This window comes from Desulforhabdus amnigena (assembly GCF_027925305.1).
GTDB lineage: Bacteria > Desulfobacterota > Syntrophobacteria > Syntrophobacterales > Syntrophobacteraceae > Desulforhabdus > Desulforhabdus amnigena.
This window is the reverse complement of sequence record NZ_BSDR01000001.1, coordinates 1,565,102-1,583,464: the sequence shown is the minus strand read 5'-3', so window position 1 is coordinate 1,583,464 and position 18,363 is coordinate 1,565,102. Positions and strand designations below refer to the sequence as shown.

18 protein-coding genes are annotated in these 18,363 nt (G+C 54.3%); 12 read left to right on the top strand and 6 right to left on the bottom strand.

The features are described 5' to 3' along the window. Positions 1 to 47: 47 nt before the first annotated feature. The 4 genes from hypF (at position 48) to QMG16_RS06785 (ending at position 5,969) form a co-directional block, all read left to right on the top strand. A complete protein-coding gene (gene hypF / locus QMG16_RS06800) occupies positions 48 to 2,327 on the top strand; it encodes a carbamoyltransferase HypF (protein WP_281793220.1) in 2,280 nt (759 codons plus the stop codon). Between the two features lie 333 nt (positions 2,328 to 2,660). Then, a complete protein-coding gene (gene hypD / locus QMG16_RS06795; protein WP_281793219.1) occupies positions 2,661 to 3,749 on the top strand; it encodes a hydrogenase formation protein HypD in 1,089 nt (362 codons plus the stop codon). A gap of 61 nt (positions 3,750 to 3,810) precedes the next feature. Beyond that, a complete protein-coding gene (hypE, locus tag QMG16_RS06790) occupies positions 3,811 to 4,821 on the top strand; it encodes a hydrogenase expression/formation protein HypE (protein ID WP_281793218.1) in 1,011 nt (336 codons plus the stop codon). Between the two features lie 11 nt (positions 4,822 to 4,832). After that, positions 4,833 to 5,969 carry a radical SAM protein gene (locus QMG16_RS06785; protein WP_281793217.1) on the top strand — a complete coding sequence of 379 codons (1,137 nt, stop codon included), beginning with the start codon at positions 4,833 to 4,835 and terminating at the stop codon, positions 5,967 to 5,969. On the opposite strand, the gene QMG16_RS06780 is transcribed toward QMG16_RS06785, so the two are convergent. From QMG16_RS06780 to QMG16_RS06770, 3 genes are all read right to left on the bottom strand, one after another. Then, positions 5,959 to 7,224 carry an AmpG family muropeptide MFS transporter gene (locus QMG16_RS06780; protein ID WP_281793216.1) on the bottom strand — a complete coding sequence of 422 codons (1,266 nt, stop codon included), beginning with the start codon at positions 7,222 to 7,224 and terminating at the stop codon, positions 5,959 to 5,961. The two genes, QMG16_RS06785 and QMG16_RS06780, sit on opposite strands and share 11 nt — an antisense overlap. A 76-nt stretch (positions 7,225 to 7,300) precedes the next feature. Further along, a complete protein-coding gene (locus QMG16_RS06775; protein ID WP_281793215.1) occupies positions 7,301 to 9,652 on the bottom strand; it encodes a TonB family protein in 2,352 nt (783 codons plus the stop codon). A gap of 182 nt (positions 9,653 to 9,834) precedes the next feature. Next, positions 9,835 to 10,080, bottom strand: coding sequence for a hypothetical protein (locus QMG16_RS06770; RefSeq protein ID WP_281793214.1), 246 nt, complete (start codon positions 10,078 to 10,080; stop codon positions 9,835 to 9,837). A gap of 204 nt (positions 10,081 to 10,284) precedes the next feature. On the opposite strand from QMG16_RS06770, the gene QMG16_RS06765 reads away from it, so the two are divergent. Continuing rightward, positions 10,285 to 10,962 carry a thermonuclease family protein gene (locus QMG16_RS06765; protein ID WP_281793213.1) on the top strand — a complete coding sequence of 226 codons (678 nt, stop codon included), beginning with the start codon at positions 10,285 to 10,287 and terminating at the stop codon, positions 10,960 to 10,962. A gap of 132 nt (positions 10,963 to 11,094) precedes the next feature. Here the strand turns inward: QMG16_RS06765 and QMG16_RS06760 are convergent, their stop codons facing one another. Next, positions 11,095 to 11,274, bottom strand: coding sequence for a hypothetical protein (locus QMG16_RS06760; protein WP_281793212.1), 180 nt, complete (start codon positions 11,272 to 11,274; stop codon positions 11,095 to 11,097). Between the two features lie 229 nt (positions 11,275 to 11,503). Here QMG16_RS06760 and QMG16_RS06755 point away from each other — a divergent pair, with 229 nt between their 5' ends. The 7 genes from QMG16_RS06755 (at position 11,504) to pcm (ending at position 16,807) form a co-directional block, all read left to right on the top strand. After that, positions 11,504 to 12,433, top strand: a complete 930-nt coding sequence (locus QMG16_RS06755; protein WP_281793211.1) for a metallophosphoesterase family protein — start codon at positions 11,504 to 11,506, stop codon at positions 12,431 to 12,433. Positions 12,434 to 12,848: 415 nt separating this feature from the next. After that, positions 12,849 to 13,181: an antibiotic biosynthesis monooxygenase gene (locus QMG16_RS06750; protein ID WP_281793210.1), complete on the top strand. Its 333-nt coding sequence runs from the start codon at positions 12,849 to 12,851 to the stop codon at positions 13,179 to 13,181. Between the two features lie 91 nt (positions 13,182 to 13,272). Then, positions 13,273 to 13,674: a CBS domain-containing protein gene (locus QMG16_RS06745; protein ID WP_281793209.1), complete on the top strand. Its 402-nt coding sequence runs from the start codon at positions 13,273 to 13,275 to the stop codon at positions 13,672 to 13,674. 70 nt (positions 13,675 to 13,744) lie between these two features. Next, entirely contained in the window at positions 13,745 to 14,104 is a 360-nt protein-coding gene (locus QMG16_RS06740) for a hypothetical protein (protein WP_281793208.1), read from the top strand. Between the two features lie 229 nt (positions 14,105 to 14,333). Next, positions 14,334 to 15,431 (top strand): radical SAM protein, encoded by a 1,098-nt coding sequence (locus QMG16_RS06735; RefSeq protein WP_281793207.1) that lies wholly within the window; start codon positions 14,334 to 14,336, stop codon positions 15,429 to 15,431. 16 nt (positions 15,432 to 15,447) lie between these two features. Then, a complete protein-coding gene (locus QMG16_RS06730; protein WP_281793206.1) occupies positions 15,448 to 15,975 on the top strand; it encodes an archaemetzincin family Zn-dependent metalloprotease in 528 nt (175 codons plus the stop codon). Between the two features lie 124 nt (positions 15,976 to 16,099). Continuing rightward, a complete protein-coding gene (gene pcm, locus QMG16_RS06725) occupies positions 16,100 to 16,807 on the top strand; it encodes a protein-L-isoaspartate O-methyltransferase (RefSeq protein ID WP_281793205.1) in 708 nt (235 codons plus the stop codon). Between the two features lie 31 nt (positions 16,808 to 16,838). Here pcm and QMG16_RS06720 read toward each other — a convergent pair whose 3' ends face one another. Both QMG16_RS06720 and QMG16_RS06715 read right to left on the bottom strand, forming a co-directional pair. Beyond that, entirely contained in the window at positions 16,839 to 17,642 is an 804-nt protein-coding gene (locus QMG16_RS06720) for a bifunctional DNA primase/polymerase (RefSeq protein ID WP_281793204.1), read from the bottom strand. A 69-nt stretch (positions 17,643 to 17,711) separates the two neighbouring features. Then, on the bottom strand, positions 17,712 to 18,311 hold the full coding sequence (locus tag QMG16_RS06715) for an HhH-GDP family DNA glycosylase (protein WP_281793203.1): 600 nt from the start codon (positions 18,309 to 18,311) through the stop codon (positions 17,712 to 17,714). Positions 18,312 to 18,363 lie beyond the last annotated feature (52 nt).

The following is an 18,363-nucleotide window of genomic DNA, read 5'->3' as shown; positions in this document are numbered from 1 at the left end:
TATTGTGAGAGACATCCAAAATGAGAATGGCTGAGGAAAATCGGCGGGTGTTTGTTCGGGTTCGTGGCATTGTCCAGGGGGTTGGATTCCGCCCCTTCATCTATCAACTGGCCCACCGGTACCAGCTCGGGGGCTGGGTTCGAAACGACTCCAATGGAGTTGAAATCGATGCTGCGGGCCATGCCGAACAAATCGATCGTTTCCTGCGGGATATCTCTGCCAAAGCCCCCCCTCTCGCCCGCATCGATGAAATGGACGTTCTCGATAGGAAATTTTCCCCGGTAGAGTGCTTCACCATTGTCAAAAGCGACGGGGAACAGTCGAGATCCACCCTCATTGCACCCGATGTCTGTACGTGTGACGACTGCTTCCGGGAATTGAACGACCCTTTGAACCGCCGTTACCGTTATCCTTTCATCAACTGCACCCATTGCGGTCCCCGCTATACCATCATAAAAGACATTCCTTACGATCGTGACAAAACCACCATGGGTTCCTTCGCCATGTGCCCCGCCTGTCGGAAGGAATATGAAGATCCCATGGACCGCCGGTTTCATGCTCAACCCAATGCGTGCTGGGAATGCGGCCCGCGGGTCTGGCTGGAAACTCCCGCCGGGCGGAAGGTGGCCGAAGGGGACGATGCCGTTCTTCGGTCGGTTCGGCATCTGGAAACGGGTTCCATCTTGGCCGTCAAGGGGCTGGGAGGATTTCACCTGGCGGTCCATGCAGGCGATGAAGGGGCGGTGAATCGCCTGCGCAGTCGAAAGGTCAGGGAGGAAAAACCCTTTGCCGTCATGTTTTGTAGTGTGGATGCGGTCAAAGAGGTCTGTCTGGTGAATGCGGAAGAGGAAGTGCTCCTGACGGGCTTGCAGCGTCCCATCGTACTTCTGAAAATTCGTGCCGACAAAGCCGGTTCGGTCATCGCTCCCAGCGTTGCGCCCCACAACCGTTTTCTGGGGGCCTTTCTCCCTTATACACCGCTCCATTTTCTGCTTTTCGAGGGTTGCTCCTACGATGCTCTCGTCATGACCAGCGGCAATCGAAGTGATGAGCCCATAGTCATGACCAATGAGGACGCCCGCGAGCGGCTGAAGGACATCGCCGATTATTTTCTCTTTCACGACCGTGACATCCACATGCGGTGCGATGATTCCGTGACGCGGGTGCTTCACGGCAAGCCCCGTCCCATGCGCAGGGCGCGCGGCTATGTCCCCCTGCCGGTTTTTTTGCGTGAACCGGTGCCGCCGGTTCTGGGCGTAGGGGCGGAACTGAAAAACACCATCTGCCTCACACGGGGCCGGGAAGCGTTTCTCAGCCAGCATATCGGGGACCTCGAGAACCTGGAAACCCTCAATTCGTTTGAACACGTCATCTCTCACCTGGAGCGCATCCTGGAAATTCAGCCGGAATGCGTTGTCCACGATCTTCATCCGGATTACCTCAGTACGCAGTGGGCTCTGGGACAAAAGGGCCTTCAACGTCTTGCCGTGCAGCATCATCATGCGCATATCGCCTCCGTTGCGGCGGAACAAAAGCTGACAGGCCCTCTGCTCGGGTTGGCTCTCGATGGGACCGGCTTCGGAACCGACGGTACCCTATGGGGAGGCGAAATCCTTCGGGTGGATGGACACCGGTTTGAACGCCTGGGGCATTTGCGCCATGTTCCTCTTCCGGGAGGAAGCAAGGCCATCAAGGAACCATGGCGCATGGCTCTGGCTTATTTGTGGAGCATAGACCCCCGGAATTGCGAAGAGACTTTCGCGCATGTCGTGGAGCGATGGTCCGTGCAAAACCGAAGGATTCTGGTGCAGATGTTGGAACGGCGGGTCAACTCCCCCCTCACGTCTTCCTGCGGCAGATTGTTCGACGCCGTTTCCGCTCTCATTGGCCTGAGAGATTCCGTCACTTACGAAGGGCAGGCGGCCATTGAACTAGAACAGGTGATGGAAGCCGACGATGGGAGTTACGAGGGGATTGTGACGAGAGAGCAAGAGACATTGATTTTGGATCCTTATCCGATGGTGGCGGAGGTGGCTGGCGAAGTAAAACGCAAACAAGGAGTCGGCATCATTTCCGCGCGATTCCACAATGGCCTCGTGAATCTGCTGAGCGAAGGAATTCGGCGTGCGAGGGAAGATACGGGTTTGAATCGTGTCGCCATGAGCGGCGGCGTCTTCCAGAATGCCTATCTCTTCGATAAACTGCATTCAGAGCTTATGCAGCAGGGTTTTCAGGTGTACAGCCACATGGAAGTGCCGACAAATGACGCCTGTATTGCTCTCGGCCAGGCGTATATTGGAGCGGATTGGCTCATGCTTCGCAGCTGATGGCTCGTAGCTCATGGCTCATGGTTCATGGTTCATGGTTCATGGCTCATGGGGCATGGCTCATGGGGCATGGGGCATGGGGCATGGGGCATGGGGCATGGGGCATGGTTGGGGCGAAGTGCTGGATTCAGAGACTTCAGCGTACTTATGCCCTTCGGGCCATGAACTATGGACCATCAACTATGGACCATCAACTATGGACCATCAACTATGGACCATCAACTATGAGCCATCAACTATGAGCCATCAACTATGAGCCATGAACTATGAGCCATGAACGGCGAAGCATGAGCCATCAGCTGCGAAGCATGAGCCACATAAGGAGGTGTTGTCTTGAAGTATCTGGATGAATACAGGGACCCTCAGCTGGCTAAAAGCTTATTGAACGGATTGCAGCGCAGAGGTCGTGACGGGCGAACCATGAAATTCATGGAGATTTGCGGAACTCACACGGTGTCCATTTTCCGGTTGGGGCTGAGGCAGCTGCTCCCGGCGAACATTCAGTTGATCAGCGGTCCGGGGTGTCCCGTTTGCGTCACGGCAAACGAGGATATCGACCGGGCCGTCTGGTTGGCTCAACAGCCGGGGGTCATCATAGCGACCTTCGGTGACCTTCTACGTGTTCCCGGGTCCTCGTCTTCCCTTCATGTGGAACGCAGCAGGGGGGCCGATGTGCGTATGGTCTACGCCTCGTTTGATGCCCTTCAAATCGCGCGGGAAAATCCCGGTCGTCAGGTCGTATTTCTGGGCATCGGGTTTGAAACGACAGCCCCCACCGTGGCTGCGGCGGTACGCCGGGCGGCTTCTGAAGGACTTCGGAATTTCTCGGTTTTTTCCGCACACAAGCTGCTCCCACCAGCCATGCGGGCTCTTTTGGAAGCGAAAGATCAGCAACTGGACGGCTTTCTCTGCCCCGGCCATGTGAGCACCGTCATCGGCGCCGCAGCCTACGAAGAAGTGGTGACCCGCTACCATGTCCCCTGTGTGGTCACAGGTTTTGAAGCGCTCGATCTGCTGCAGGGCATCACCATGCTTGCGGACCAGGTGGAAAAGGGGGAAGCCCATGTGATGAACCCGTATCGGCGAGCTGTCAGCTGGGAGGGAAATCTTGCGGCCAGACGTCTCCTGGATGAAATCTTTGAACCGGTCGATTCCACATGGCGCGGCCTGGGGGAAATTCCCCGGAGTGGTCTGAAAATACGTTGCCGATGGAAGGACTACGATGCGGTGAACCGATTTTTCATGCCAAGGATAGAAGTGAAGGAACATCCGGGATGCCGCTGCGGAGACGTTCTGAGGGGGATGATGACTCCCCTTCAATGCGGCCTTTTCCGTAAAGTGTGTACTCCTCAAAATCCCAAGGGGCCGTGCATGGTTTCCAGTGAAGGGACTTGCGGGGCGTATTATCGCTATGAACATTGATGTTCTGACGGATGGTTTGCATGCGCCGATTTTTTCTTCGGCGCAGTGAGGAAGAAAGAGAATGGAATCCATGACCGTGCAGTTGGATCAGGGAAGTGGAGGAAGGGCGACCCATGAGCTGGTCCAAGACCTTTTTATCCAATCCTTTCGGAATGAATATCTGCTTGAAATGAACGACAGCGCTCTGGTGAATGTGGGGAACGGGCAGATTGCCATGACCACCGATTCGTATGTGGTGGACCCCGTGATTTTTCCGGGGGGCAATATCGGAAGCCTTGCAGTGCATGGGACCGTGAACGATCTGGCCATGCGCGGGGCGAGACCCCTCTATATGACGGCCGGTTTTATCCTGGAGGAAGGGCTTTCTCTGGAAACACTGGGGGAAATCGTGTCGTCCATGGCGGCTGCCGCCCGTGAAGCCAATGTTTTCATTGTGGCTGGAGACACGAAGGTGGTCCCTCGGGGCAAAGCGGACAAAATCTTTATCAATACCTCGGGAGTGGGTGTTGTTCCTCCTGGAGTCCGGGTGGGCGGGCAGTATGCCGAACCCGGAGATGCCGTTTTGATCAACGGCACCATTGGGGACCATGGCATGGCTGTGCTCTGTAAACGGGAAGGCCTGGCATTTGAAAATGAAATCAGGAGCGATTCGGCTTCCCTGAACGGTCTGGTGGAAAAAATGCTCGAGGTCTGTCCGCAGATCCATGTGCTGCGTGATCCGACTCGAGGAGGAGTGGCGACCACGTTGAACGAGATCGCTGAGCAGTCTCATGTGGGCATTCGTCTGGAAGAGGAAGCCCTGCCGGTGCGTGAGGATGTGGCCGGAGCCTGTGAAATCCTGGGGTTGGACCCATTGTATGTGGCCAACGAGGGAAAGGTGCTTGTTTTCGTGCCCGCCCGATGCATGAAAAGTGTGCTTCGAGTCATGCGGGATCATCCTCTGGGCAGAAACGCCTGCAAGATAGGGGAAACGGTTTCAAACGACGCCGGGCGTGTGTTCCTGAGAACGCGCATCGGGGGCCATCGCCTTTTGGACATGCTGCGCGGGGAACAGCTCCCCAGGATTTGTTGAGGTAAGAATCCATGCTCATCAAGGGATGCGGTAGGTCCAGGAATAGAACATTTGTTTGCCTCATTTGCGGAGCACGGCTTTCCGGGATCGGGCACAGCCTTGAGGTCTGTCCCGATTGTATAAAGAACCGGTGGGAAGAGAGCCGTGAGCGGATCGCCGCCATCCATTCACGCTCGAGGCAGGTATTCGACCTTCCCAGGAACCCGCCACGAAATCTCCGGGGGATATCCTGCCGCCTCTGTCCGCACGAGTGCCTCATGGGGGAGAAGGATTCGGGGTACTGCGGCATTCGTACGGGGGATAAAAACAGCCTGCGCCTGGACGGACGTTCCAGGGCGCGTGTCTCCTGCTACTACGATCCTCTTCCCACCAACTGTGTGGCCGACTGGGTGTGCCCTGGGGGAACAGGAGCCGGCTACCCAGTGTATGCCAATGATTGTGGAACGGAGGTTGGATTCTATAATCTGGCCGTGTTTTTTGAAGGGTGTAACTTCAACTGCCTCTACTGCCAGAACTGGTCTTTCAAGAGAAGCGGCCTCTCAAAGGGAACCTGGCGTTCCGTCGATTCCCTGGTCGATGAAGTCAACGATGAAACCAGTTGCGTCTGCTTCTTCGGTGGAGACCCCACACCTCAGCTTCCCTATGCGCTGCGTGTTTCGGAGGAGATGCGGCGAAGGCATCCGGATCGGATTCTGCGCATCTGTTGGGAAACCAATCTGAGCATGAACCCTGCCTGGCTCAAACCCATGGCGCGTCTTTCCCTGGAATCCGGAGGGTGTGTGAAAGCGGATTTAAAAGCGTGGGACCCTCATATCCACGAGGCCCTGTGCGGATGCGACAACCGGCAGGTGCTGGAAAATTTTGCTTGCCTGGCCGAGTGGGTTCCTTTGCGGCCGGAACCGCCGCTTTTGGTGGCGAGCACGCTCCTGGTGCCGGGTTATGTGGGAGAAGAAGAGGTCTACAAAATCGCTTCTTTCATCGCGAGTCTCAATCCGGATATTCCCTATGCCTTGCTTGCTTTTACCCCTCAGTTTTGCTTGGAAGATTTTCCCACGACTTCGCGGGATCAGGCCGCAGCCTGCCTGAAGGTGGCCAAAGAAGCCGGTTTGCGGCGGGTGCGGCTGGGAAATCGTCATTTCATTCACTGATCACCAGTTCCACCTCTTTTGCTCCATAGCCTCTTCCCTCTCCTCCATTCCACGGAGCGAAGCGGGGAAGAAGCAGAATACCGGGAAGCGCTCCCAACACACTCACGGAATAGAACATGGCCCACCCCAGGGAATTCACCATGAATCCCGTGGGGACTCCAGCCAAAACGCGGGTGACAGCCATAAAGCTGGTGAGGAGGGCATACTGCGTGGCAGTGAACCGCTTGTCGCAAAGGCTCATCATGAAAGCCACGAATGCCGCCGTGCCCATGCCGCCGCAAATGTTCTCAAGGCCGATCGCGGTTACCATCACGGCATAGCTTTTTCCCACCAAGGCCAGTCCCGTGAAGGCCAGGTTCGAAAAAGCCTGGAGAAAGGCAAAAAGCCAGAGGGATCGGTTGATTCCCATCTTTGCAATGATGCTTCCACCCGCAAGCGTTCCGAGGATCGTGCTGATCAACCCGAAGGCTTTGTTTACCGTGCCCACATCCGTTCGAGTGAATCCGAGATCCAGGAGGAACGGGGTGGTCATGGCTCCCGCAACGGCGTCTCCCAGTTTATAGAGCATGATGAAGCAGAGCATTTCCACGGCGCCGGAGCGGCGAAAATAGGAAGCCAGCGGCCCCCACACGGCTTCTTTGATGGTTTTGGGTGGTACGACCCTTTCGGCGGGTTCCGGAGCCGCCAGGGTAAAGGCGACGTTCAGGAGCATGAGGACAGCCATGAGACCATACACCGCCCGCCAGGGAAGATGATCGGAAAGGATCATGGCGACGGCTCCCGAGACGATGAGGGCGATGCGGTATCCGACAACCGTTGTCGCGGCCCCTGCGCCCAATTCACGTTCCTGGAGGACATCTGCACGGTACGCATCCACGACGATGTCCTGGCTCGAGCTGAAAAAGGCGATCATGACAGCCAGAAAAGCCACAAGCCAGGGCATGGAAGCCGGCGAAGCAAGGCTGAGGGCAAGGATAGCCAGGGCAAGGAGGACTTGTGTGATAACGATCCAGCCCCGGCGACGGCCGAGGAAAGGGGGAGTGAAGCGGTCCATGACGGGTGCCCAGAGGACCTTCAAGGTATACGGCAACCCCACCAGGGAAAAAATGCCGATGAGGGCAAGGTCCACTTTTTCGGTCGCCATCCAGGCCTGTAGCGTGGATGCCGTGAGGGCGAGTGGGAGTCCAGAAGAGAAGCCGAGGCCCAGCAGGCTGAGCACTCGCCGATTGCCGTATACCTTGAGCCAGTTTTGCATTTGAAAAATCTTCCTGTCAGTTTGGAAAAAAAGGTGCGGTGTTTTTGTTCATGCCAGACTCCAGACGGTCATAGTCTTATCGGACACCGAAGGTGAACGGATAAATGATTTCCACTTTGCTTACTGAAGAGGGAGCAGGGAATCGCCACTGCCTCAGCAGGTTCTCGATGCAGGTCTGAAACTCCCTCGAAACCCATCCGCTGGAAACGATCCGGACCTTTCTCACCCTTCCCCTGGAATCCACCACGAATTTCAGGGTCATTTTTCCTTGAAGTCCAGGCTGTTTTGCCAACGCACTCCTGTAACAACCCTCCATCTCAGGGAGATGTTTCTCGATCACCTTTTCAACGGATTCTTTGGACAATCCCTTCGTTGCGGTCATCTCTTCGCTGTGGGCTTGAACGTAAATGCGGGCTTCCCCGGTTTTCTCGCCACTTTTATCCACATCCGATGTGGGAGGGGGAAGCGGACGGATGGGATATTGCTCACGAAGGGCCATGCTTCTCGGGGCGCCGCCTGGACCCTCATTGCCGACCGCGTAGTCCGAAACTCCTTCGGGCAGGGGGAGCGGTTGCTGGACGGTCGTCACTTCGCCGTCTTTACGGCGAACCAGGGTGTCCACTGCGACAAAGGAAGTGTAGGGGGTGAGCAGGTGATATTTCAGACCCAGTTCTTTGACTTCCGCTATACGGTCATCGTCCGGCTGAAGGTGATTGTAGTCCGATAGCGTGGCGATCCGCTCTCTGGCCCAGAGGTAACGCAGTGGTGCATTGACTTCCAAGGGATTGACCGCACCGACATCCACTTTCTGCCGAAATTCCTCCCGGCCCGCCCTGCCTTCCAGAACAACCTCTCCGCGGGGCAGACCCCGCCATTTGCCGAAAACCGTCACCGGGCGCTCAGCGAGCACATCGGGGATGTTCGAAGGTTCTGTGTCATACACATTGAAGCCGCCGAAATCCAGACGAATTCCCGTCAGCAACGGCGATTCGATATACTTGCGGAATTTTTCGGCCTGGCTGGAGGCCTCATCCGGCCTGGTCACGATGAAGGGTTCTCCCATCCCTGCCCGAGCCATCCCTTCAATGATGAAACGGTTGACACTGGAACCGATTCCAAAGGCGAACAGATTGGCTTTTCCCAGGTTGTTTCGAATCAAATCGAAGCTTTGTGTTTCAACGTTTACGTATCCATCCGTGACGACGACGACGGAACGCGCGGAGCCTTCCGCTTTGGGCAGGGCCAGAGCGCGCTGAAGGGCGGGAAGAAGTTCGGTTCCACCCCCGCCCCGTTCTTCGTCGAGGATACGGATGGCGCGCTCGATGTTTTCAGGAGTCGCAGGCAGTGACCCATCCGCCATGACCCTGGAACCGCCGGAGAAGAGCAGCACATTGAACCTGTCTGTGGGGCGGAGGTGTCCGAGAAGGTCCTTCATGAGCTTTTTGGAGATGTCCAGGGGGAACCCATGCATGGAGCCCGATACATCGACGATGAAAATGAACTCGCGGGGTGGGATCTCTTCGGTCTTGATGCGTTGGGGCGGCTGCAGCATGAGCAGGAAAAAATTCTCCGTTTCGCCCTTGTAGAGAAGAAGACCCGAAGCAATCTTTTCCCCGGCCAGCTTGTACTTCAAAATGAAATCCCGGTTCCCGGAAGATGACATGTTTTCAGCCAGTTTGACGGTGGCCAGAGCCGGGCCGTCAAACTGGGTCGTGACCTTGTGGGAAGGGCAGGTGACATCCTGGAGGGGCATTCCTGTGGAGAGGTTCACCTGGATGTCGAAAGAATAGGTGGGCGGTTCTCCCTGGTGGAGATAGGGGGTTTTTACCCACTTTTCCGAGGATGGGGCTGTGGCTTCCGGCTGATTGGCATAGCGGGGACCGACCACGGTGGGATAGATGAATTCATAGACTCCATCAGTGGGATTGAGGAATTCGGTGTAGCTCATTTCCACCTTGATGACATCTCCGGGCAAAATATTGGCGACATTCATCTGGAAGACGTTGGGCCGCTGCTCCTCCAGAAGCGAGGCGCTCTTGCCCGCCTGTTTGGCTTCCTCATACTCCCGGCGCGCCGCTTCACGCTCTCTGATTTGTGCCGTGATGGTACGCTCCCCGAGGGTCATTTTCATGCCGTAGACGGCAGCCTTCGTGGAAGCCGGAAAAACGTACAGGGCTTCGAGAGCCTTTTTCCCTTCGTTCTTATAAACCTGAGTCACTTTGACGTCGGCGATGACACCGGCGATGTCCACCTGAACGGATGTGGATTGAAGGGGCAGCTGGTCCGCTGTGGGATCTTCGCTTTTGACGAAAAAATAGGGTGAGAGGGTTTTATCTGCGGGGTTTTGCGCTTCACCCGCATCGGCGTTTGTCGGAAATGCCAGGAATCCAAGGACAATCAGCGCAAATTTCATGCAAATTCGTTTCATCGGTTTTTCCTTCCAATGGATGTTCTGCACCGGATGTATCCCCCTCATGACCATGCGCCATGGAGCCTTGAAAGAGCGTTCAAAGAGGGGCAGTCGTCCTGCCGGTTTTCAGGAGATCTTTGCAATAAACCTTCCAGGCAGCAGAGCCATTGCTTTCCGAAAGTCATGCGAGAGAAACGCTTTCAGCTGAAACTCACCAGTTTACTGATCACCGCCGGACGATCCAGGTCGAAAACCATGGGTTCGATCCTTTGCAGTTCATCGATGTTCCAGCGGTCGTCGCTTTTCAGCATTTCCAGCGCTTCCTCCTTGGACGTGGCCAGAATGACCACTTCCGCCTGCATGTAATTGTCCTTGAAGATGTGAGGTTCATCGAACATCGACCAACTGGAGAACTTCTTGCTGTGCCGCCAAACATAGATTTTCATTTCTCTGCCAACCTTTTCAGAATGTGAGCTCTTCGGGCAATTATCAGAAAAATATCCTATTGTCATAAAAACCCCTGCTTTCCGTTTTCCGAAGCGAGGCTTAAAATAGACGCTATCCGTATTTTCTAACCTTTGAGAGGATTCTTGTCATTCTCAAACTGCGGTGGAACGTTTTCGCCGGCGAACAAAAGGATAGTTGAAGATATGAAGATTCAAACAAGGATAGGTCTCCTGATTTTCCTTCTTTTTCTTATCCCTTCTCTTTGCCGGGGCTGGGGAGAAAAGGGCAGAGTCGAAGTGAAGGATGGCGATTCTTTCATACTGCATTATCAATTCGGGGAAATAGGGGTCAGACTTTATGGCATCGATGCTCCCGAATGGAAGCAGGATTTTCATGACGAGGCGAAAGAGTTTACTACGAGTTTCCTGTCGGGAAAGGAATTGAAAATCGAGCCCGTGGATAGGGATCAATATGGGCGCACCGTGGGGATGGTGTCGGTAGGGGGACGGCTCCTCAACGAAGAACTGGTCAAAGCGGGTCTTGCGTGGGTTTATCCTCAGTATTGCAGGAAGCCCTTTTGCGAAAAGTGGTTCGATCTTCAGGAAGAAGCCAGGCGCAACAAACGGGGGCTTTGGGCATCAAAGAATCCCATTCCTCCCTGGGAATACAGGCATGAGGAAAAACCGGCTGCGTCCAATCCTGAATCCGATCATAAGAGTTTATTGGGGGCGTTTGCGCCTTACCATGGAAACACCTCGACTCGTATTTTCCATAAGCGGGGCTGCCCACACTACAATTGCAAGCAATGCACCGCTCGGTTCTGGAGCCGCAATGCGGCCTTGCGGGAAGGTTACAGCCCCTGTAAGATTTGCAAGCCGTAGATTGCATAGGTTCTGAAGCTGGTGCGTTTTCTTGCCTCCAGACGGAACGCGAAGGGAATAAAACGAGAGAACACCTGAAAAGGATCTTCCAGGTGTTCTTGAAGGCGTCTTATATTGTATGGAATTCTGTCGTTATTGCTCAAAGTCGATGATCATGTCGGCTTCATTGCCGCAAACGCTACAGGTTCTGGTTTCTTTTTGTTTCTTTTTGATTTTGCCTTCTTCTTCCACTTCTATCAACTGGCAGGTTATCGTCATTTCAGCTTCGTTGCCGCATTTCGTACAGGTACATACCTCTTTTTTTTCCGCCATCTTGCTTTCTCCTCTCGACTTAGAATTCAGCTCTCCAAAGGACATTGCGACGATATTTATTTCAAAGGTAATATAATAATAATCATTCAAACCCAAATGTGAACTTCAAAATGCAATGAATCCAAGAATCCACCAATGGATCGGATGGGAACCGATGTTTTCGCAGAGTTTGGAGAAAAAGAGATTTTATGATTTTTGCTGGTATGTTCGATGTGAAAGAAAGGAATCAATGATGAGAAGAAGTCTTTCGATTGTCTTGGCACTTTTGTTTTTCTCTGTTCCGGCTTTTGCCGAGAAATGGAGTTTTGCCGTCGTTGCCGATAACCGATCGGCTTTCGCCTCTTATCGCAATGTGTTGGAGGAAATTCAAAACATGACGGTCAATCCGGATCATGCGTTTTCTCCCATAGACTTTGTGCTCGCTGTCGGCGATCTGAGTCCCGTCGCCAAGAATGATGAGATCTACCGGCAGGTCTTCAAAGAAAAAGCCCCCCCATTCTTTCCCGTTCGAGGAAACCACGAAAATGCCGATGATGTGGAGTATTTGCTGAAAAAAATGATTCCGGCCCTCGGCAAAAGTGTCAAAATGTATGATTCCAAAAGCATCAATTATTACGCGGATTGGAAAAATGTGCGGTTGATCGTGCTGGACCAGTATTCCCGCTTTGCCCGATCTTTCAATAATATCGAAATGATTCGCTGGGTCGAAGATTCCATCGCATCCGCTCAAAATGCCGAACACATCTTTGTGACCTATCACGAACCCTATATTCCCGACGATCCCGAAACAGACCCCTTCTGGAGCATGCTGCTCAAGCATAGAGACAAGGTCAAAGCGGTCTTTGTCGGGCATACCCATGTGTACCACTGGCGGCGCATTCCCAATGATCTGGGAGGGATTTATCTGATCAATGCGGGCAATGCGGGAAGGGTGTCGCACAGCGATCACCGTCAGACCATCGTGGAAGTATCGGTCGACGGCAAAAATCTGACTTTTCGCGCAGTACAGGCCCCCAATGGAACCAGCGATTTCAAACTGCGGGATGAGTGGCGAATTTCCCAGGCGGTAAGCGGCTGCACCCGTCGACCTGCCCTGGGAGTAGAAAACCTGGGGCTTGTCAAGAATCAACTTCCCGGACTTGCCCCTCTTTTATCCTGAACTATCTGCAGGTTGAGCCGCATCACAAAAATCTTGCAATGACTGTTTGTCTGTGGCCTTCCCAATTGACAATACCCATTGACCACATTAACTGATGAGATAGATACTTGAGTAGAAACTCTACGATATTTCAGACCGCATGCAAGACATGGGAAACGGAAATGTTAAGAAATCACTACTCATTTGTTTATCTTTTCATGAGATTTCCCTTGACGATCACACTCCCTTTGAATTTCTGCAATGAGCGACTCGATTCCATTCTTCAAACGGATTGGCAGGGTTTTTTTATGTAGCCCTTTGCTTTTATTGGAGATCGTTGCTTCACCGAAGCTCTTTCCGTTTTGGCAGGGAAAAAGATTTGGGTCGGTGGGATAATACAAGGAGGAGTTAACAATTCTATGAAAAGGAGGACGTCATGAATGTCCACGTACTGATCGAGAGGAAATTCAAAGGATCTCCCTATCCAGAACATTTGCAGGCGATTCTCAACTTCAGAATCAAGGCTATGCAGCAGAGGGGGTATGTACGGGGAGAAACTTTCGTCAACAAGGAAGATCCTCGTGAGGTAGTGGTGCTTTCGGTTTGGTCTTCTGTAAAAGATTGGGAAAAATGGGCAAATAGCGAGGAGCGGCGCAAGCTGGAAGATGAAATGGCATCCTACCTGGAGGGGGCTCCCAAAATCAAAGTCCTCGTGGCGGGAGCAGATTATATGAAAGAAGCTTACTCCGCGGCTGCGGGTGGAGAGTAGCTTTACGAAAATATATCACATCTTGCAGACCAGAAAAGATACCAGGGGAAGTGCCGTCATCATTGCACCCATTAAAAAAGGAGGGACAGTCATGAAAGACTTGAAGGTATCCGATGTCATGGTAAGACCGGTAATATCCGCCAGAAAAAATGCCTCGGCTCGGGATATTGCCATGCAGCTCCTTACGGGCCTTTACAGTGGCATGCCCGTGACTGACGATGAAGGAAAAGTGATAGGGTTGATTACAGAGCTCGATCTGTTGGAGGCTGTCTTAGAGGATAAGGAGCTTGCGAAAACTACGGCGGAGGACATCATGAGCCGAGACCCTCTCACAGTCGATGCCGATACCCCTATCACAGAAGCCATTAAGATTTTGAAGGAAAAGAATGTCATCCGTCTCCCTGTTACCAGAAATGACAAGCTGGTGGGAGTTGTGGCCCGGTGCGATATCCTGAAGGGTCTCCTGGAACCCGAGTTCGTGGCCTACATGTAAAGTGGAACCCGCGTTCGCGGTTCACATGCTGGAAGCGGTCAGAGGAAAAAACCGCAGGAGGTTTCTTAAGATGGCAGAAGTTATTGAAAAAACAGGTTTTCAGCGCTTAGAGGATTTTATTCTCGTTTCCAAGGAAGGCAAAAAAGTTCAGGCTGACATCGAATTACGCAAGGTGACTGTCAAGCAGAAGGTACATCCGGAAACGACGGAAGATACCAGCACTGAAATCGATGCATACATGTTGATAGGTGATTATGTCTTCAGGGTCGGGGAAGACGTGTACAAAGTTTCAAAACCCTATTTGCTCGGCTTCCTGGGAGAACCTCTGGATACAATCAAATTGGAGAAAAACATTGCCAATGAAAGGTTGAAGCTGGATTACGGTCGATTGAGAGAAGCGAAAATCGAAATCGAGGAAAAGTATTTTTAGGGATTTTTAAAGTCCGGCCGGTGATCATTCAATCATTCTCTGCGCCAGCCTGAGAATCAGGGGTTCGTCGCGGATTATGCTCTGAACGGATGAAACTGAAACCCTGGGAGCACGGCCATCTTGGCCGCTTTCTGTGGGCGGGACATCCGGGTTCCCAGGAATCCTTGAAACGATTAAAAACGGCAAGTGCCCGCAATGCGGCACGGCGATCCCCGGGAGGTTTTGAAACGTGGGGTGGTGCGAGATCTGTGAAAAGAGTTCAAAGGAGATCGCGAGGGAGCTCGGTGTCTGCCGAAGCTGTATTCTGGACAAACCCGACAAGGCCCTTGCGCTGGCCCTAAAGATCCACCGCAGAAGCAGGGCTTCCTTCGGCCTTCCGGAAACCGAGCCCAGAGCGCCGGAGGGGATTCCCTGCCGACTCTGCGTGCACGAATGCCGTATCCCCGAGGGTGGGGTGGGCTATTGTGGACTGCGCAGAAACGAAAAAGGGAAAATCAAGGACGTCACCGCCGAGCGAGGAAAGCTCTCCTGGTATCACGACCCTTTGCCGACCAATTGCGTGGGGGACTGGGTCTGTCCCGGCGGTACCGGGGCCGGCTATCCCAGGTATGCCCACCGTCAGGGACCGGAACGCGGCTACAAAAACCTGGCGGTCTTTTTTCACGCCTGCTCCTTCAACTGCCTCTTTTGTCAGAACTGGTCCTTCATGGAACTGACCACAAGACCCCAAACCCGAACCGTTGAAGAACTGGCCGCCGCGGTCGATGACTGCACGTCATGCATCTGCTTTTTCGGCGGCGACCCGACGCCACAAGCCCCTTTTTCCCTCAATGCCGCCAGGCTCGCGCGGGAAAAGGCCAAAGGAAAAATTCTGCGCATCTGCTGGGAAACCAACGGTTCCATGCATCCGGCCGTTCTCGACAAGATGGTGGAGGTGGCGCTCGAATCAGGCGGCAACATCAAGTTCGACCTCAAGGCCTGGGATGAGAACCTGCACATCGCTCTGACCGGAGTGAGCAACCGAAGGACCCTGGAAAATTTCGCCCGTGCGGGCAAGCTGGTTCGGGAGCGGCCGGAGCCACCCCTGTTGATCGCAAACACGCTGCTTGTCCCAGGCTACATCGACGCGGAGGAAGTGCGTCTCCTGGCGCGCTGCATCGCCTCGATCGACAGAAACATCCCTTACAGCCTGCTGGCCTTTCACCCCCAATTCCACATGGCTGACCTGCCCGTGACCTCACGGGAACTGGCCGAAAGATGCCTGGATGCAGCCCGGGAGGAGGGACTGAGCAGAGTGCGCCTGGGAAATGTCCACCTTCTGGTCTAGGTCGATTTTCGCAACCATGCAAGGAACCATTTGGCTCTATTTCACGGCGGATGTTGAACACCCGGTCGTCGAGTTGCTGGAGAGCCGGCTTGCCGGGTTTTTCCCCTGCACCGTTCGACTGGGAGAACAGATCGGTCTTCCAAAGAACGCATTCGTCCCTTCCCGCGGCCAGTACCGCGCTTCCCTGGTTCTGCAGCGACTGCGCGAACTGGGGCCCTCAGGGGATTTTCGCCTGGCAATCATCGGTGCCGACCTGTTCGAAGCAGGGCTCAACTTCGTTTTCGGCCAGGCCGATGTTCTGCACCGCTGTGCCGTTATTTCCCTGAAACGGCTGCATATGGAATACCCCGGGCGCCCCTTAACCCGGGGTGTCTTTTGCCACCGGGTGCTGACCGAGGCGGTGCATGAAATCGGCCACCTGGCAGGTCTGGGGCATTGTCCCGATCCAACCTGCGTGATGCATTTCTCCAACAGCCTGATCGATACGGACCGCAAGGGACCTGGCTTTTGCAAAAATTGCAGGAGCTTGTTTTATAAACCTTAAGGTCGGTTGCTGCGGGTTTACCGGGAGGCGGGGGGATGCGCTGAGATTCATCGCCTGCCTGCACCGTGAGGGGAAGTTCTTCTGAGGACTTGAACAACAACCAACCATCGCAAAGGGAAAATATATGCCGGGCTGGATCATTCCTCCGCCCAAAGAGCCGGTTAAAAGCAGGGAAGAATTCCGCAGGGAAAGGGAGCAGAAAGTGGTCTGGCTCACCCGGAAAGGCTATTTGCGCTCAGAGCGCATCAAAGCAGCGATGCTGAAGGTTCCCAGGGAAGACTTCATTCCCTTTTTCTATAAAGACTACGCCTATGAGGAAGTCCCTCTCCCACTGCCCGGGGAAGAGGCCACCATTTCCTGCCCACACAGTTATCCCCTTTTTTATGAACCCCTGGGACTCGACAGAGGACACAGGTTTCTCGAAGTCGGGCTTGGGTCGGGCTACGGTACGGCTCTGGCCCGGGAAATCGTCGGGGAGAAGGGCCTGGTCGTTTCCATTGAGATCGATTCATTAACCCTGGCCTTTGCAGAAAATAATCTAAAGAATACGGGCTACAGTGACATTGTCCTGGTACACGGGGACGGCGGGCTTGGGTACCAGGAAAAAGCCCCCTATGACCGCATTTGCATGACGGCGGCCTGCCTCGAAATTCCTCCTCCCTTGCTGGACCAGCTCAAAATGGGAGGAAGGCTCATCGCGCCGGTTAAGGAGGGAGGTGTTCAGAACCTGGTACTTGTGAAGAAAGAACCCGGGGGGACAGCCAGAGAAGTGATTTGCCAGGTTTTGTATGTTTCCCTGCGCGGAAAGTACGCTCAAGCTTCGTTACGCTGATTTTGAAAACCATGATTGCACCCCGACTCCGTCACATCTTTTCATTCACCGGCATCGTCTCTTCGCCATGCCTTTCGTGCAGGTGCGTGATACTCTCGACGGTGCGCACCACCTCACCATCGGAGAGCGGCGGGCGACACCGTATCCGGTTCCAGCACAACAACAACTCCTGTACCACGTGAGGGTCCACACCATGCCAGAGCAGGTGGCCCGCCAGTGAGGCGATAGTATTGTTGCGTTCCCCCTCCGGCACACCTTCCCTGAGCAGATTGCGCCAATATTCCAGGGGGTGGCCGCGCCGTTCGTATTCACCGGCCGCCTCCTGCAAAAGCCAGCCAGGCATCGGCGCCAATGCATGCTGATGGGGGGCATGCCCTTTCCGCCAGCTGTAGACCCTACCGGAGGGGTGCAGCGAAGGGGGGGCCACCACGCAGCCGCCGTCGCCGCGCAGATCGATCCCAGTCGCCAAACCCACTCTGTTGCGCACCATGCCGCCGGGATGGGCGAAATAGATGTGGCGACCGCCACCGCCGGTGATTGCTTCCACGCTTTGCGGCAAAGGGCCATGATGCCGGATCAGCTCGGCCAGGCCGGCGTCTCCGCCGTGTTTGGGATCGATATCGAGTACGACCAGACCCGAGATTGCACCGGTCACGATCCCCACATTGCTCGCCGGCCAGCGTGAAAACCACTCGTTCACCTCTTCTTTGGTGGCATGGCGATGCTGATATTCCTGCCAGCGGATAGCAGGACGCTTGTCATGAGATCTGATGGGGATGACCGACCAGTGCCGTTTCAGGTATTCAAGCGCGGCCTCTTCAATCGATGATGGCATGATCGAGTGCTCCTATACTCCGGTTGATGGTTCCAAAAAATATGGAGATCATCTTTTCATCATCCCGGATCATCCCTGCCGTTCTTTTCTACGATGTCGTATCAGCCCGGCTTCGATACGGCAGAAGGTGAGCGTCTTGGGGCTGTAGCGATCCAGGTCGATGCCAAGCGCAGCGGCCAGTTCACGCACGATGGGGAGCGGAGCCGGGTTGGCCTTGTGCCAGAACGGTCTCAGTTCGCGCAGAAAGATATTTACCGTCACAGGGCCGACGCCATAAAAATCGAGCAATTGCTCTTCAAGATCGCCGGCATCGGCCGCCGCCTCATGCAGTCGTTTCAGGCTGCCGTTGTATTCACACAGCAGTTTTTCGCAGTCGCGCAGAATCTGAGTCGATTTCCGTTCATCGTAACGCACGTAGCCGCCTTCGCGCATGATAGGATAGACAAGATAATCCCAACCAGCCTTCAGGATCTTCTCCGGCGTGAGCAGATCGTGTCTGGCAAAGGCCTGGTAGGTATGTTTGGCAATGGTCTCCGAGATGCGGCCGCCAAAGAGCAGGCTGGCGAGAAACCACTTGAAATACTCCTTGTCATCATTTTCTGAAAGCACGATACCCAGCTCTTCGGAATAGAGCGGGCTCAGCTTGAGTTTCGCAAGGTCATTTTCCATAGCATATTCCGGTGATATCTCGACAGCGGTTATAGATGCATGTTACTGCCGT

Bases quoted from the DNA above. Each gene is read 5' to 3' on its own strand.
- QMG16_RS06775 (WP_281793215.1), bottom strand. From the start codon at position 9,652: ATGAAACGAATTTGCATGAAATTTGCGCTGATTGTCCTTGGATTCCTG.
- QMG16_RS06780 (WP_281793216.1), bottom strand. From the start codon at position 7,224: ATGCAAAACTGGCTCAAGGTATACGGCAATCGGCGAGTGCTCAGCCTG.
- QMG16_RS06745 (WP_281793209.1), top strand. From the start codon at position 13,273: ATGAAAGACTTGAAGGTATCCGATGTCATGGTAAGACCGGTAATATCC.
- QMG16_RS06740 (WP_281793208.1), top strand. From the start codon at position 13,745: ATGGCAGAAGTTATTGAAAAAACAGGTTTTCAGCGCTTAGAGGATTTT.
- QMG16_RS06760 (WP_281793212.1), bottom strand. From the start codon at position 11,274: ATGGCGGAAAAAAAAGAGGTATGTACCTGTACGAAATGCGGCAACGAA.
- QMG16_RS06715 (WP_281793203.1), bottom strand. From the start codon at position 18,311: ATGGAAAATGACCTTGCGAAACTCAAGCTGAGCCCGCTCTATTCCGAA.
- QMG16_RS06755 (WP_281793211.1), top strand. From the start codon at position 11,504: ATGATGAGAAGAAGTCTTTCGATTGTCTTGGCACTTTTGTTTTTCTCT.
- QMG16_RS06720 (WP_281793204.1), bottom strand. From the start codon at position 17,642: ATGCCATCATCGATTGAAGAGGCCGCGCTTGAATACCTGAAACGGCAC.
- hypE (WP_281793218.1), top strand. From the start codon at position 3,811: ATGGAATCCATGACCGTGCAGTTGGATCAGGGAAGTGGAGGAAGGGCG.
- pcm (WP_281793205.1), top strand. From the start codon at position 16,100: ATGCCGGGCTGGATCATTCCTCCGCCCAAAGAGCCGGTTAAAAGCAGG.
- QMG16_RS06750 (WP_281793210.1), top strand. From the start codon at position 12,849: ATGAATGTCCACGTACTGATCGAGAGGAAATTCAAAGGATCTCCCTAT.
- QMG16_RS06785 (WP_281793217.1), top strand. From the start codon at position 4,833: ATGCTCATCAAGGGATGCGGTAGGTCCAGGAATAGAACATTTGTTTGC.
- QMG16_RS06765 (WP_281793213.1), top strand. From the start codon at position 10,285: ATGAAGATTCAAACAAGGATAGGTCTCCTGATTTTCCTTCTTTTTCTT.
- QMG16_RS06770 (WP_281793214.1), bottom strand. From the start codon at position 10,080: ATGAAAATCTATGTTTGGCGGCACAGCAAGAAGTTCTCCAGTTGGTCG.
- QMG16_RS06730 (WP_281793206.1), top strand. From the start codon at position 15,448: ATGCAAGGAACCATTTGGCTCTATTTCACGGCGGATGTTGAACACCCG.